Consider the following 14,531-nt stretch of genomic DNA (forward strand, 5'->3'; position numbering starts at 1 on the left):
CTCGGCCGCCATGCGGGCGGCGGCGGGTTCGATCACCGCGCGCAGCTCGAACAGGCTGCGGATCAGGCGCAGGTCCGGCTGGCCCGAAAACGCCCAGCCCAGAACCACCGGGTCGAGCAGATTCCAGCGATGCCTCGGCAGGACCTTGGTGCCGGTCTTGGGCCGGCTTTCCACCAGACCCTTGGCCGCCAGGACCTGGATCGCCTCGCGGTAGGCGTTGCGCGACACATCGAGGGCTTCGGAGAAGGCGACCTCGCCCGACAGGGTGTCGCCCGGCGCATGCTCGCCGGCGAGAATGGCCGAGCCCAGCATGTTCGCGATCGCCCCGTGCAGCCGGCGTCCGGGCTCCCGGGCGCTGCGGCGAACATCGGGCCGGGCCGGGAGCGCTTCATTCTCGTCGGCGTCTGGCGACTCGGCCATGGAAAGTTGTTCCTGCGTCGCCCAGGGCGGCGAAACGGGGCCGGCAGTCAGCCCCGATCTATCATAGTAAAGCGGACCGTCGCCGGTTCTGTCCAGCGGTGGCAGGTGGATGCATCCCATAGGCCGTTCGTGCGCCAGGGGCGAGCGTCATCGACAGCTCGCGGGGACGCCACTGTCGCTACAGATCCGTCACGCGCACGTCCGTCGGCGCGGCGACCGCGAGGGTGTTGCGCAGGGCCATGCGGAACGGTTCCGCCTCGATCTCGAACCGATCGCCCGGCTGCGTACGGACGCCGTCCGCGAACGACAGCGTCGCCGTCCCGTAGAAGTGGATGTGCACATCGCCTGGCCGGCGGAACAGGCCGTATTTGAAATGATGATGCTCGAGGTTGGCCAGGCTGTGGGACATGTTGGCCTCGCCGGACAGGAACGGCTTCTCCCAGAGCGTGGCCCCATCCCGCACGATGCGGCTGACGCCCCGCACGTCCTCCGGCAGAGCCCCGAGCCGCAGTTCGGGACCGACCGAGGCGGCGCGGAGTTTGGAATGGGCCAGCCAGAGGTAGTTGCCCCGTTCGGTGACGTGATCCGAGAACTCGTTGGCGAGCGCAAAGCCGAGCCGCCGGGGCGCACCGGCGTCGTCGATGATGTAGATGCCGGCGATCTCGGGCTCCTCGCCGCCGTCGAGGGCGAAGGCGGGCGAGACCAATGGACGGCCCGCGGCCGTCAGGTTTGATCCGTCGCCCTTGTAGAACCACTCGGGCTGGGCGCCGATCTGATCCGCCCCGGGCTTGCCGCCTTCAAGCCCCATTCGAAACATGCGCATGGAATCGGTCTCGGCCCCGGCCGCCGCGGCCTTGTGCATCTTGTCCCGTCCTTCCGCCGAGCCGAGATGGGTCAGGCCGGTGCCGGTCATCTTCAAATGAGCGGGGTCGGGGTGCTCGATCGGCGGCAGCAGCCGCCCCTCCGATTCGGCGATCTCGAGATCGACGACCTCGCCCGTGGCCCGGGTTTCGGCCAGGTCGGCCAGCGACCTGCCGGCGCCCAGCGCTTCCACGGCAAGGGTATAGACGCTGTCGACGCCGACCAGTTGTCGCGCCGGGCCAACATCGGTCATCGCCGCCACGGCGCGACCGCCGGCCTCCAGGCGATACTGGACCAGGCGAAGAGGCATCTCGGAACTCCAACTCGGACGGGGGAATATTACTCTGACATATTGCTTCCAGTTCCGCGAGAGGCCGCTATCATCCATGAAAGGCGGATCAAGCGTGGCGGGAGACAAACGAATGACGCGGAAAGCCAACGTGAGGGCGTCCGGCGGACGGGCGATGACGATGACGCTTTGCCTCATGGCGGCCGGGTGCGTGTCAACGGGCTCGCCCACGGCCGCGCCAAACGCGCCCGAGCCGCAGTTCTCGTGGCGATCGTCGGCGCAGCTGATCTCGCCGGGAGAGGGCGCCCCCTGGCTGGCGTTGAAGGACCCGTCGGTCGTCCGCTTCAACGGCAAATACCACGTCTTCATGACCACGGCCGCCCGCGATGGCTGGCATATCGCCCACACGAGCTTCTCCGATTGGCCGGAGGCGGCGCGCGCCCCGGTGACGACCCTCGACCGCTCCGGCATTGGTCCCGGCTACCGGGCGGCCCCGCAGGTCTTCTATTTCGAGCCGCAGAAGCTCTGGTACCTGATCTACCAGGGTGGGCCGCCCTATTACTCGACCACGGCGAACATCGAGGACCCGCTATCCTGGAGCGAGCCCCGGCCGTTCTTCGCCAGAACGCCGGACGCCATCAAGGCCGCGACCGGCCAGGAGGCCTGGCTGGACTTCTGGGTCATCTGCGACGACGCGGCGTGCCACCTGTTCAACACGGACGACGGCGGCAACCTTTTCCGGTCGCAGACGCCCCTCGACCAGTTCCCCAACGGGTTTTCCGGCACGTCGGTCGTCATGTCGGGCCCGCGGGACGACATTTTCGAAGGCAGCATGCACTACCGGATCGACGGGACGGATGCGTATCTGACGGTCATCGAGGCGATCGGTCCCCAAGGGCGCTACTTCCGCTCCTGGGTCAGTGACCGCCTTGACGGCGAATGGCGGCCTCTGGCCGACACCAATCTCCGCCCCTTCGCCGGCGCGCATAATGTGACGTTCGACGGACCCGCCTGGTCGGAGGGCGTGTCTCACGGCGAACTGGTGCGCAAGGGCTTCGATCAGACCCTGACCATCGACCCCTGCGCGCCGCTGCAGTTCCTGTACCAGGGACTCGAACCCCATGCGCCGGGCACGAACTACATCGAACTGCCCTATCGGCTGGGGCTGCTGACGGCGAACACCCCCAACCCGATCGGCGCGATGTGCGACTCGCAGGCGGGCGCCGCCAGATGACGACCGGGTTCGACCGCCGGCTGTTCCTCTGCTCGGCGGCCAGCGCCGCCCTGGGCGCCGCGTTCTCGCCGGGCCCCGCCCTGGCGAGGTCCCGGGACCGGGCCGCCCCTGTGTCGTCGCGCTTCGTCGCGCTCAAGCCCTCGATTTTCGCGGAGGCCCAGGCGGCCAATCGCGCCTGGCTGGCGTCGCTGTCACCTGACCGGCTGTTGCACAATTTCCGCAAGGCCGCCGGGCTCGAACCCAGGGCGGCGAAGTACGGCGGATGGGAGAGCCAGAGCATCGCCGGCCATACGCTTGGGCACTATCTGACCGCCTGCGCCCTGCTGGTGGAGAATACCGGCGACGCGACGTTGATGGCGCGCCTCCGCTACACCGTCGCCGAACTCGGACAGGTCCAGGCCGCTCACGGCGACGGCTATATCGGCGGGGCGACGCTGTGGGGGCAGACGGACGCCGTCGACGGCAAGCAGGTGTACGAGCGGCTGAGGCAGGGCGATATCGATGTCAGCCCCTTCGCCCTGAACGGCGGCTGGGTGCCGCTTTACACCTGGCACAAGGTGCATGCCGGCCTGCTTGACGCCCATGCACGCGCCGATGTCCCCGGCGCTCTCGAGGCGGCGACGCGCATGGCGGGCTATCTCGCCGGCATCCTCGACGGCCTGACGGACGAGCAGATTCAGCAGGTTCTGATCGCCGAACATGGCGGCCTCAACGACGCCTTCGCCGGGACCTATGCGCTCACCGGCGATCAGCGCTGGCTGGATGTCGCCCGCCGGCTGCGTCACCGCGCCGTTCTGGACCCGCTGGCCGGGGGTCGCGACGAACTGGCCGGACTACATGCGAACACCCAGATCCCGAAGGTGATCGGCCTGGCCAGACTTCATGAACTGACGGGTGACGAGGCCGAAGCCAGGACGGCGCGCTTCTTCCATAAAACCGTGGTGGAACGGCACAGCTATGTCATAGGCGGCAACTCCGAAGGGGAGCATTTCAGGCGGCCCGGCGAGATCGCCCGCCATGTGTCCGAAACGACCTGCGAGGCGTGCAACACCTACAATATGCTCAAGCTGACCCGCCACCTTTACGGCTGGGAGCCGGACGCGGCGCTGTTCGACTACTACGAACGCGCCCAACTCAATCACATCATGGCCCATCAGCGGCCGGGCGACGGTCGCTTCGCCTATTTCATGCCCCTGTCGACCGGAGCGCGCCGCAGCTTTTCGACGCCGGAGGACAGCTTCTGGTGCTGTGTCGGGTCCGGCATGGAGAGCCACGCCAAACATGCGGATTCCATCTATTGGCGCGCGGGGCGCACCCTGCACGTCAACCTCTTCATTCCATCGACGCTCGCGCTTCCGGACTGGGGGCTGCAGCTGGACCTCGACACCGCCTATCCGGCCGATGGCCTTGTTCGCCTGACGGTCCTCAAGGCGCCGTCGGCGCCGGTTGAACTGGCCCTGCGGCTGCCCGGCTGGGCGGCGGCCCCCGGGCTTTCGCTCAACGGACGACCAGTCGCCGTCGACAACGAGCGTGGCTACGCAAGGCTTCGGAGGCCATGGGCCGCCGGCGACCGGATCGAGCTTGGGCTGGACATGCCTCTGAGGTTCGAGCCGACCCCCGATGACCCGGGTCTCGGCGCGTTCGTGAGCGGCCCCCTGGTGCTCGCCGCCGATCTCGGGCCCGCGGACCAGCCGTTCGAATCGTTCGCGCCGGTGCTCGTGGGGCAGGGGACTCCTGCCGGCTTCCTGAGGCCGGAAGTCGGCCGCCCCCACGTCTTCTCCGCCCGATCGGTCCAGGGGGCGGACGCGCGATTTGCCCCGTTCTTCTCCCAGCATGACCGCCGCACCGGCGTCTACACGCCGGTCTTCACCCCCGCCCGATGGGCGGCGGAAGGCCCCGCCTGGCTGGAACGGGAGGCGCGTCGCGTCGATCTGGCGAGACGCACCGTTGACACCGTCTTCTTCGGCGAACAGCAGCCGGAGGTCGATCACAAGGTCGCAGCGAGGGACTCCGAGATCCTCCAGATCAACGGCAGGAGCGGCCGCCGCATCAGGGAGGGTGGCTTCGTCGAGGCCCGCCTGTCACGCGAGGCCGGACCAGCCAGATTGCGTCTCACCTACTGGGGAGGCGACGCGGGGCAGCGTTGCCGTGTCCTTGTGGATGGCGACTTCATCGGCGAGGTGGTCTGGGGGCCGGAGACTGCGGACGGTTTCCAGTGGCGCGAACTGGACCTCCCCAGCCGCTCCGGTTCGTCAACAGTGCGTCTCGAAAGCTCCGGGGGCGATCTCGTCGTCTATGAGGTCGCCGTGCTCCGTTCTCCCGGTTTCGCGGGCGCATTATCAGGAGACATCGGACGATCGCCTCCCCGGGATCAGGCGGCGTTGTCGCAGGCGCGACAGTGACGGGCGATGAACTGCTGGTGCGTGGACATGGACGCCCGAACAGGTCTTCCTTCTTTCCGGCGATGCTGCCCCCGGCTGCGGAACAGATCCACCCGCTCGCTGATCAGCGATCAACGCAGCTCGGGTATCCGTCGTCGGAGTGACGCCAGCAGACCCTTCCACCGATCCGCGGGCGATTTGCGGCGGGCGGCGAAGGCGGAATGGCCGGACCTGCTCCAGCGCTGTCGAACCAGTTCCGAGAGATGCGCGTGTCGATCGTACTGATGCACAATGGGACTGGCGCTGCCGTCTGGATTGAGGATGGCGCCGGCCTCGCCGGGTTCGAACGCCCCGCCGTCGCCAGCGCCGATGGTCGCGACCCGTCCATAGTTCGGCCGGATATCCACGTCGACCAGTCCGAGGTGCACCGCGAGATTGAATGCGGCCTGATCCGCCCCGAAGGAGGCGCCGACTTCCGAGCGCGGTATGGCGGCCAGGGCCAGAAGGACGCGGCACAGGCGCGACAGGTCCGCGGCCGGGCCGACGATGGTGCCCACGCAGAGGCTTGGCCGGTCCGAGATCGTCTCCGCGACAGCCATGCCGGCCAGCGCGCGTAAATGCTTCATCGTGAAGGGATGGTCGGCGAGGCGACCGCGACCCTCGGCGTAGACCTCGACCCTAGCCGCGGCTCCGGCGAATGGGTCCCCCTGGAACACGACGTCGCGGACATCGGTCAGCAGCGCGTGGCTGACCCACGGCCGGGCTCTCAGCCAGCGGTCATAGGCGGCGAAGCGGGCGACAACGGGGTGGGGACTCCATCCCGTGGAGGGAAGGGCGTCCGCCGCCGAGACGCCGAAGGCGGCGAGCAGCCGGCGCACGTCCTGCCGGTCGTCGACCACGAGAACCGCGGGGCCGTTGTAGTGTGATCGCAGCGAGCGGATGAAGGGCTCGAGCGCCGCGGCTCCATAGCCGGTGGCGTAACCGAGAACGGCCCGCGATTCTCCGCGGGCCCCCTCGGCGCCGTACCGGTCCAGCGATCGGGCGAACCAGGTGAGGTAGGGCGTGGATGTCGCCGGTGTCTGCTTCCGGATCATGGGGCGGGACGCCTCAGTGAAAGCCGTAGCCGGCGGTCGAACCCGGTGCGCAAGATCAGAAAGCCGCGGTCGCGCGCAGGGCGAAGCTGTAGCGAACATCGTCGTCCAGGATCTGGGCGTCGCCGCCGATCGAGAGACGGCCGAGATCGTTGCCGATGGTGAAGCCCAGACCGAGGAACGGCCCGCCTCCGATCTCCGGCTCTCCCGTCAGGATGAAGTCCGTTCCTCCGCTGAGGTAGCGCGCAACCGTTTCCCCGTAGTCCGCGTGGAACACCTCCCGCCAGCCCAGCTTCAACTCGGGACGGAGGGAGCGATCCTCCCTGAAGGCGTAGGCGATCCTCAAGGCCGCCGTGGCGCTGGCGACGCTCCCGTCACGGCCGTCGACCTCGAGGTCGAAGGCGTCGCCGCCGCCGGATTCGCGCCGCGAGGATTCGCTCAGGCTGAACCAGTCCACGTACGCCATCGGGCGCAGGCTGAGCCGGCCGAAACTGTGTTCGTAGGACAAGCCCGCGGCGCCGGTCAGGGAATAGCCGTCCCACTCCGCCTCATTGGATAGATGGATGTCCCCGCCGACCAGGGTGCGCACGCTCGCAAATCGGGCGTAACCGGCGGCCGCGCGCGCCCATGTCGTCCAGCCCCTGCCCTGGGCGCGCCAGTACAGGCCCATCTCCAGCAGGGTGGCGGACAGGACCTCCTCGGCCTCCGATTCCGGATCCGTGATGTCCGCCGTGGCCAGGGCCGCCGACACGCCGAAGGCCCCGGCGCCGGTCATCCGTTCGACGCCCCCGGCGACGCCGATCCCCTCGGCGCGATACCCGTAGGTGTCCGTCTTGTCCTTGTCCTGGTAGAAGTTGATCTCCTGGACCCAGCCGCTGACTTCGCCCGGCGCGGCGGAGTCGTTGCGTTCGGACAGGGCCCGGTTGACCAGGTCGATCCCGGCAGCCAGCGTCGCCAGCGTGCCCCCCGAATGATCCGGCAAGGTCTGTTCGTAGAGGTTGATGAAGTCCTCGCGGGTCGCTTGGTCGAGGAAAGCGTCCATGACGTCCTCGTCACGGCTGAGCGCGTCGTAGAAGGCGTCGTAGGCAGCGGTTTCCACGCCGGACAAGGCCATCTCCGTTGTCGTGCGCTTGCGCAGGTCGACATAGACCGAGCCCGCGGCCTGGTCGGTTCCGAACTCGGCGACCACCATATAGGGCGAACTGCCCGTCAGGCCCGAGCCGAGGACGTCGCCGTACTGAAGACTGCCGGCCGTCACGAGAGTGACGCGCTCGCCGGCATCGTCCACCAGGGAACGGAGGTGCAGGCTCAGGGTCGCGCCGTCAGCGAATGTCGCCGCGCCGGACACGTTGAAGCCGCCCACCGTCCCGGCCGCCGGGTCGATGCTGACGACCAGTTCCCCGTCCGCGGCGACCGACAATGAACTGACGTTGATCGACGCGGCCTGCCGCGCGTCAAGAGTTCCGTCCTCGACCGCGATGTCGAGCAGGCCGTCGATGTCCGACAGGGCGCCGACATAAGTGGCTCCGCCGCCGATAGTGAACGCGTCCCGGCCCTCGCCGAACTCGACATCCCCGGCGATCAGGCCGTTCTGCAGGTCGATGGAGTCCGCGCCCGATCCCAGGAGGACGTCGCCGACGATGTAGGGTTCGTCGTTGTCGTAGACGCCGTCGTTGTCGTCGTCGTTGTCGTCATCGTCCTCGAGGTCGGGGATGCCGTCGTCGTCATCGTCGTCGTCCTCATCGTCATAGATCTCGTCCCCGTCAGAGTCCGCCCACGAACTGTCCGACTCGCCGAATTGCTCGATGACGACTCCGGTGGTGTTGGCCGAGAAATCTATGGCGAGAGCGTCTCCAGTGACGGTCTCGTCATCGGTTTCGTCGTCGTCATCGTCATCCGTGGCGTAGATGCCCGCCAGGATCGCCCCCGTGTTGGTCAGGCTTCCGACCGCTCCGCTTTCGTCCCGAATGGCGACCGCGTCGGCGTCCTCGCCATAGATCCGCGCCGACAGGTTCCCGCTATTGGAGATCGAAGTCAGCGAGGCGTCGGAGTCGACCAGTAGCGCGATCGCCGCATCCTCGCCTTCTGTTGTCGAGTTCGCAGTGATCGAGCCGTCATTGACAAGGGTGTCGGTAGAGGCGCCGGACGCCAGCCAGAGTCCCACGGCGTCGCCCTCGACCGCGGAGGCCGATATCGAGCCCTGGTTCCGGATTCCTCCGCTGATTACGGTCGATCCGGTTCCGCCGCCGATCAGGACCGCCGTCGCGGAAACGCCGTCATAAATGCCCATCGCCGAGATCGTGCCCTCGTTGACCAGGCCGTAGGGGTCATCCGATCCCACGACTCCGATGGTCACATCCTCCGTCGGCGCGCCGATGGCCAGGGCCGGCGCCGAGCCGTAGGTCGTCAGCGAGGCGGTCGCCTCATCCTCATCGAGAATGCCGTCGCCGTCCCGGTCGTCGTCTTCCGAATTGATGACGCCGTCGCCGTCGAAATCCTCGTCGCCATTGGTTACGCCGTCGTCGTCGTCGTCGCCGTCCTCGCCGAGTTGGTAGGAGTCGATGGAGTCGAGGAGGATGCCTCCCGTGACGTCATTCGACACCTGCAGTGCGGATCCGGCGAGGAGCATGTCGTCCGGATCCAGGTCCTCCAGAAACAGCGTATCGTCCGCCAGGTCGATGTCGGCGGCCTCGTCCTCGTCCAGGTCTGACAGCGATGTCGGCTGATAGGCGTAGCGGTAGGCGCTGCTCGTGATGCTCGACTGGATCTTCAGGGTTCCGTCCACGACGCCCTCGACCGACACGCCGACCGAGTCTTCTCCGGTCGCGGATATGGAGCCGCCGCTCAAGACCACGTCGCCGGTCACGTCTCCGGTGATGCTGACGCCGGTGCTACCGTCGCCGACGACAGAGACGGAACCGAACACATTCAGCGATCCCAGGAGATCGCCGTCGAGCGCGATACCGTACGAGTCCTCGCCTTCGACATAGATACTCCCGGTGCCCTCGACGATCAGGTCGCCGGTCCACGCGCCGTCGCCGTCCAGATGCACGCCGTAACGGTCCCGGCCGTCGGCGAAGGGTCCGTCAAGATCGCCGTCCTCGTCCTCGTCCTCATACTCATCGATGCTGTCAGTGATCGATATGGCCCCGCCAATCGTCAGGTCGCCCGTATGGCCCGATTCCAGCTCGACGCCCGTCGCGCCGTCCGCGGCTTCTTCCATCAGGTTGGTCGAACCTTCCTCCAGGACGACGGAGTTGTTCGAGTCGATGGTGATCGCGGTCCCGCTCGACAGCTCGATCGAGCCGTCCTCGGTCACGGTGACGTCGGCGGCGGCGCCTCCGTTCACGGTTGAGGTGACGACAGGGGATGTTCGCGTGTTCGAGATCGCGACCTGGGCGTGAGCCGCCGAAGCGAGGATCAACGGTGCGGCGGCTGCGGCCGCGGCGTACTTGAAATGCATGAAGCGGTCGCCCCGGACGATGACGTGATCCGCAGGTTCAACAGGCGCAGGTGGCGGTTGTTGGGAGCGGTTGTGTCGGAGCCGACGCGAGCTTCCGCGCAATGTCGTTGGTCTGAAACATTGCAACGCGGGCGTGGGAAAAGGGGTCTCAGGGTCCGCCGAGTCGGTAGCCGACGCCGCGCCGACTCTCGATGAGTCTCCAGCCGCCCTGGCAAGGCTCCAGCTTGCGCCGGATTCGCCAGACCATGAGGTCGATCTTCCGACTGTCCGGCCCCGACGAATCCAACTGCAGGATCTCCAGCAGGGATGCGCGGCTGAGATAGCGTCCCGCGTGCGTCGCCAGGGCCCAGACCAGCTTGAATTCGCCGTGGGTAAGCGCCACGGACGTCCCTTCGGGGGACAGCAACTCGTGCCGCTCGGACCGGATGCGCCATCCTCTCACCGCGATGGTCCGGGCGGTGTCGTCGCGCAGGCCGAGCCGACGAACCAGGGCGCGCAAGAGCGCGACGAGTTCCCGGCGGCACAGGGGGGACGAGAGAATGCGGTCAGCGCCGGTCTCGAACCCGTGGATACGATAGACCGCAGATTGCGCCGCGTTGACCAGGACTATCCGCAGCTTCGTGCGCTGGTGCAGCGCCGCGCAAGTCGGCAGCGCCCCGGGCCAGTCGTCGCAGTCGATGATGGCGACGCCGGCATCCTGCCTCTGCCACAGGGACAGGACCTCGCTGATCGAGCTCGCCTGGTAGGGTCGAAACCCTCCCTCGGTGATCGCCTGAACCAGGCTCTCCCGGCGCCCGGGCTGGCAAGCGAGGACCACGACGCCGGGCGGCGCAAAGGCCGCCCGTGGGGGCCAGGACAGTCGGGTATGCGGCGCCCGGCCGGTTGTTCCCATGAGTGCACCGACTAGCGGACCAGCTCGACGGTTTGAGGGCGCGACGGTATCGGGTTGGCGACGCAACAGGGAGCGTGCATCCCTGACGAGACGATGTTTCCGTCCCGATCACATCCTTCCGCGTCCCGTCGGAACGCATGACGAGGGGTATCTGCTCCGACGCCAATCCCGCCATCATCGTCACGGAGCGCTCACATCGTTTCGCCACGGTTACATCGGACGTCATGGTTCGGTCACCGGGACGCTGCACCACCCGGTTCGTCGAAGACGATACGGGGGTTCGGGATGAATGGACCGCAGACCTTGTTGCTCGTGGACGATGACGTCGGCCTTCAGCAGACCATTTCGGCCTACCTCACCGCCCACGGCTACACCGTTCGCGTCGCCAGCAATGCGAATGCGATGGATGACCTGATCCGCCAGCAGCGTCCGGGACTTATCATTCTCGACGTGATGCTGCCCGGGGAGGACGGCCTTTCCATCTGTCGGCGCCTCAACGACGCGAACGGACCGCCGGTGATCATGGCCAGCGCGGCGGGGGGTGAGATCGACCGGATTCTTGGCCTCGAACTCGGCGCCGACGACTTTCTGCCAAAGCCGTTCAGCCCGCGAGAACTGCTGGCGCGGGTGCGCGCGGTGCTCAGGCGATGCGACGACGCCGAGGTCGCGGGAGCGGGCCGGGCCGACAGTTTCTATGTCGCCGGCTTTATCTACGACCCGGTCCTGAGGCGGTTGAAGGCTCCCTCCGGAGCGAGCGTGATCCTTACCGCCGGCGAATCCGCCGTTCTCGGGCTGCTGCTTTCGCGGAACGGTGAGATTGTCACCCGGGAAAGCCTGGCCGATCTCGTGCAGGACTTGGGCCAATCAACCCCGGCGCAGAGCCGCAGCCTGGACCTGCAGGTGAGCCGACTTCGCAAGAAGCTCGCGATGCATGGCGGAGCGCACATCATCGCCACGGAACGGGGCAGCGGCTACTCGATCGCGGGCGAAATCAGACGCCGATGAGATCGCTGCGGACACTTGATCTGCCCCTCAAGATCCAGGTTCTGGCGCTCACGCTTGCAGCAATCCTGGTCGCCCAGGCCTTGACGGTCGTGGTCGTTCTGATCCTTCCGCCGCCGCGATTTCAGCCCTACCGACTGGATGACATTGCCGAGGCCCTTGCCGGTCGGTCGACCGGCGTTCCCGCGGACAGACGTCTCAGGGTCCGTGAGATGCGCAATCCGCCCGAGGACGTCGGGGACGCGAGTCGCGTGGACCGCGTCCTGGGCGCCGCCCTCGCCGAGCGCCTGGGCGCAGACGAGTCTGATGTCCGTCTTGGCGTCCGCCCGCGACCGCGCGGCCTCGCGATGGTCCGTCTGGCCGGGTACCCGCCCCCCCCGGTCGGGCGGGGTTCGCTGACGGATCGGCGGATTCGCTTCGCGGGAGATCTGCATCCGGAACGGCGCCGTGCCGTCCGCCTGCTGGAGTTTGTCGCCGCCTGGCGGCAGCCAGATGGCGTCTGGCGGGTGGTCGAGTCCCCGCCGACCCACGAGTGGATCAAGCGACTGCTGATCTGGGTTCTGGCCGGAATGGCGGTGATGGGACCCGTGGCATGGTGGTTTGCCGACAAGATCACCCGGCCTGTTCGCAGCTTCGCGGTCGCCGCAGAGAAGCTGGGACGGGACCCGACCGCCGCCGTTCCCGCCCCCGTCAGGGAAGGCCCGGCCGAAATCGGCATCGCCGCGCGGGCGTTCAACGACATGCAGACCCGGCTGGTGCGCTACGTCGCCGATCGCGTGGGCATGATGGGCGCCATATCGCACGACCTGCGGACGCCCCTGACGCGCATCCGGTTCAAGATCGAAGGCGTGCCGGAACCCGTCCGAAGCGACATCCTGTGGGACGTTCAGCACATGGAGGCGATGATCGACCTGGTGCTGGGCTTCATCCATGACCTCGACCATGCGGCCCCCCGCGAGCGTCTGGACCTCGCCTCCCTGGTTTCGGCCGCGGTCGACGACGCCGCGGCCCTGGGGCGGCAGGTCGTCATGGACGAGCCCATGGAACTGCTCCTGGTCGAGGCCAGCCCTGTCAGGTTGCGCAACGTGCTCGACAACCTGCTCGATAACGCCGTCAAATATGGCGAGCGGGGACATCTGCGCGTGTTCAGGCGCGGGGAGGACGCCGTGGTGGCTATTCAGGACTCCGGCCCGGGCATACCACCGGATCAGCTGGAGCGGGTCTTCGCCCCTTTCTACCGCCTGGCGCAGTTCGACGCGGACATCCCGGGAGTCGGCCTCGGCTTGACGACCGCGCGTTCGGTTGTGCGGGGTCTCGGCGGCGATATTCTGCTGACTCCGTCGCCGAATGGACTCCTGGCCGAGATCGTTCTTCCGCTCGCCCCGGATGTGTAGGATCGCCGCGAGCGTTGTCGGCGACTGCAGGACTCGACACGGCCGACCACAGGAGGGCGAGGCCGCCTGAACCGGTTCGATCGGCTGGTCGAGAAGATAGATCGGCTTGGAAAAGTAGGCGTTTGGATCAAGTTGGTCTAGTGAGGTTGGTTTGACAGTCTGAGTGCGCAGACCCGCTGGAATTGGCGGGTGACCGCTGTGTTTCGGCGATAGCGGTCACCGCAGGAATGCTGAATGAAAGCAGATGTATCGTCGTCAATAGTCTTGGTTGTAGAAGACGAATTGATGCTGCGGATGCGAGCGGTAGACATCGTGCAGGATGCCGGGTTCAAGTCGATTGAGGCGATCAGCGCCGATGAAGCCATCGCGATCCTTGAAACACGCGATGACATATCCTGTCTTTTTACCGATATTCAGATGCCGGGAAGCATGGATGGGCTGAAACTTGCGCATGTCACGCACGCTCGCTGGCCGCATATCAAAATCATCCTCGTTTCTGGCCAGATCGCGGTCACGGAAGGCGACAAACCGGAAGACAGCAAGTTCTTCTCCAAGCCGCTCGAAATCGAGCAGATGGTCCTCGAACTCCGGGACATGGTCGGCACGGGCGCCCTGAAAGTGACGCCCTCCCTTTCCGCCGAGAATGGCTCTCTGACCAAAGAGAACAGGGAACTGCGCTACCAGCTCCAGCAGGCAGGGGTGCACGCCAAGGCGCTGCTGTTGAAGACCGTGCTCGATACGGAGAAGCAGCAGCTCATTATCGATGAGAACCAGCCGTTCCAGGATGCTCTCACGACAGAGAACGACAGTCTCAAACTGGCGCTGGAGCAGGCCGGCATCGACGCCAAGGCCTTGCTCATCCAGTCGGGCATCGAAGCTGAGGAACGCGACGCCGCCGACAAACTACAGAACCTGATCCATGCGGAATTACACCACAGGATCAAGAACATGCTGGCGACCGTGGGGGCGATCACCGATCAAAGTCTGCGCACGGCGACGAGCATGGCCCATGCCCGGTCCGCGATCGACGGGCGCTTCGCGGCCCTGGCGCGCGCGCATGACCTGCTGACCCGGTCGAGTTGGGAAAACGCCACGATCGACAGCACCGTTCGAAGTGCGATCGAACCGTTCGACCAGGGTGATGGCCGCTTCGTCATTTCCGGCGAGGACATCCGGATTACATCCAGTTCGGTCATCGCTTTCGCGATGACCCTGAACGAGCTTTGCACCAATACGACGAAGTTCGGGGCGTTATCCCTTTCCGGCGGGCGGGTCCATCTTTCCTGGCGCGTGGATGGCGGGCGCATGCGTCTGGAATGGGTCGAGTCGGGCGGACCTCCCGTGACCGAACCGACGCGCAAGGGATTCGGAACACGCATGATCACTGCGCTGGGCCAACAATTGAAAGGTCGGGTGGACCTCAACTACACATCGAGCGGATTTGCCTACACGCTGGATGTGCCGGTTGAGGCGCTGGTGACCAAGTAGAGGCGGCGCGGGTTTA

At 66.6% G+C, this 14,531-nt stretch carries 10 protein-coding genes; 5 read left to right on the top strand and 5 right to left on the bottom strand.

Annotated features, from left to right (window positions below; all coding sequences use genetic code 11):
- Both VEB62_RS16155 and araD1 read right to left on the bottom strand, forming a co-directional pair.
- Window positions 1-420 (bottom strand): FadR/GntR family transcriptional regulator (locus VEB62_RS16155; RefSeq protein ID WP_324802081.1); only part of this gene is annotated, 420 nt, incomplete at its 3' end.
- Between the two features lie 178 nt (window positions 421-598).
- The gene (gene araD1, locus VEB62_RS16160) at window positions 599-1,591 is read right to left on the bottom strand and encodes an AraD1 family protein (RefSeq protein WP_324802083.1); all 993 of its coding nucleotides are present in this window, start codon (window positions 1,589-1,591) and stop codon (window positions 599-601) included.
- 112 nt (window positions 1,592-1,703) lie between these two features.
- Here araD1 and VEB62_RS16165 point away from each other — a divergent pair, with 112 nt between their 5' ends.
- Together VEB62_RS16165 and VEB62_RS16170 are read left to right on the top strand one after the other, a co-directional pair.
- Window positions 1,704-2,804: a glycoside hydrolase family 62 protein gene (locus VEB62_RS16165; protein WP_324802087.1), complete on the top strand. Its 1,101-nt coding sequence runs from the start codon at window positions 1,704-1,706 to the stop codon at window positions 2,802-2,804.
- A complete protein-coding gene (locus VEB62_RS16170; protein ID WP_324802091.1) occupies window positions 2,801-5,206 on the top strand; it encodes a beta-L-arabinofuranosidase domain-containing protein in 2,406 nt (801 codons plus the stop codon). The genes VEB62_RS16165 and VEB62_RS16170 overlap by 4 nt, the downstream gene beginning before the upstream one ends.
- Before the next feature lie 110 nt (window positions 5,207-5,316).
- Here VEB62_RS16170 and VEB62_RS16175 read toward each other — a convergent pair whose 3' ends face one another.
- The 3 genes from VEB62_RS16175 to VEB62_RS16185 all read right to left on the bottom strand — a co-directional run bounded on the left by VEB62_RS16175 (window position 5,317) and on the right by VEB62_RS16185 (window position 10,631).
- A complete protein-coding gene (locus tag VEB62_RS16175) occupies window positions 5,317-6,279 on the bottom strand; it encodes a hypothetical protein (RefSeq protein ID WP_324802094.1) in 963 nt (320 codons plus the stop codon).
- Window positions 6,280-6,334: 55 nt separating this feature from the next.
- Complete coding sequence (locus VEB62_RS16180) at window positions 6,335-9,625, bottom strand: autotransporter outer membrane beta-barrel domain-containing protein (RefSeq protein ID WP_324802097.1); 3,291 nt, start codon at window positions 9,623-9,625, stop codon at window positions 6,335-6,337.
- A 262-nt stretch (window positions 9,626-9,887) separates the two neighbouring features.
- A complete protein-coding gene (locus VEB62_RS16185; RefSeq protein WP_324802100.1) occupies window positions 9,888-10,631 on the bottom strand; it encodes a response regulator transcription factor in 744 nt (247 codons plus the stop codon).
- 285 nt (window positions 10,632-10,916) lie between these two features.
- Here VEB62_RS16185 and VEB62_RS16190 point away from each other — a divergent pair, with 285 nt between their 5' ends.
- The 3 genes from VEB62_RS16190 to VEB62_RS16200 all read left to right on the top strand — a co-directional run bounded on the left by VEB62_RS16190 (window position 10,917) and on the right by VEB62_RS16200 (window position 14,515).
- Window positions 10,917-11,636 carry a response regulator gene (locus VEB62_RS16190; protein WP_324802103.1) on the top strand — a complete coding sequence of 240 codons (720 nt, stop codon included), beginning with the start codon at window positions 10,917-10,919 and terminating at the stop codon, window positions 11,634-11,636.
- Window positions 11,633-13,027 (top strand): sensor histidine kinase, encoded by a 1,395-nt coding sequence (locus VEB62_RS16195; RefSeq protein ID WP_324802106.1) that lies wholly within the window; start codon window positions 11,633-11,635, stop codon window positions 13,025-13,027. Before VEB62_RS16190 ends, VEB62_RS16195 begins: the two co-directional genes overlap by 4 nt.
- Window positions 13,028-13,261: 234 nt before the next feature.
- Window positions 13,262-14,515 carry an HWE histidine kinase domain-containing protein gene (locus tag VEB62_RS16200; protein ID WP_324802109.1) on the top strand — a complete coding sequence of 418 codons (1,254 nt, stop codon included), beginning with the start codon at window positions 13,262-13,264 and terminating at the stop codon, window positions 14,513-14,515.
- Window positions 14,516-14,531 lie beyond the last annotated feature (16 nt).

The sequence above is a fragment of the Brevundimonas sp. genome (genome assembly GCF_035626975.1).
Lineage (GTDB): Bacteria > Pseudomonadota > Alphaproteobacteria > Caulobacterales > Caulobacteraceae > Brevundimonas.

Coding starts and splice junctions, on each gene's coding strand:
- araD1 (WP_324802083.1), bottom strand. CDS start 1,591: ATGCCTCTTCGCCTGGTCCAGTATCGCCTGGAGGCCGGCGGTCGCGCC.
- VEB62_RS16165 (WP_324802087.1), top strand. CDS start 1,704: ATGACGCGGAAAGCCAACGTGAGGGCGTCCGGCGGACGGGCGATGACG.
- VEB62_RS16170 (WP_324802091.1), top strand. CDS start 2,801: ATGACGACCGGGTTCGACCGCCGGCTGTTCCTCTGCTCGGCGGCCAGC.
- VEB62_RS16175 (WP_324802094.1), bottom strand. CDS start 6,279: ATGATCCGGAAGCAGACACCGGCGACATCCACGCCCTACCTCACCTGG.
- VEB62_RS16185 (WP_324802100.1), bottom strand. CDS start 10,631: ATGGGAACAACCGGCCGGGCGCCGCATACCCGACTGTCCTGGCCCCCA.
- VEB62_RS16190 (WP_324802103.1), top strand. CDS start 10,917: ATGAATGGACCGCAGACCTTGTTGCTCGTGGACGATGACGTCGGCCTT.
- VEB62_RS16195 (WP_324802106.1), top strand. CDS start 11,633: ATGAGATCGCTGCGGACACTTGATCTGCCCCTCAAGATCCAGGTTCTG.
- VEB62_RS16200 (WP_324802109.1), top strand. CDS start 13,262: ATGAAAGCAGATGTATCGTCGTCAATAGTCTTGGTTGTAGAAGACGAA.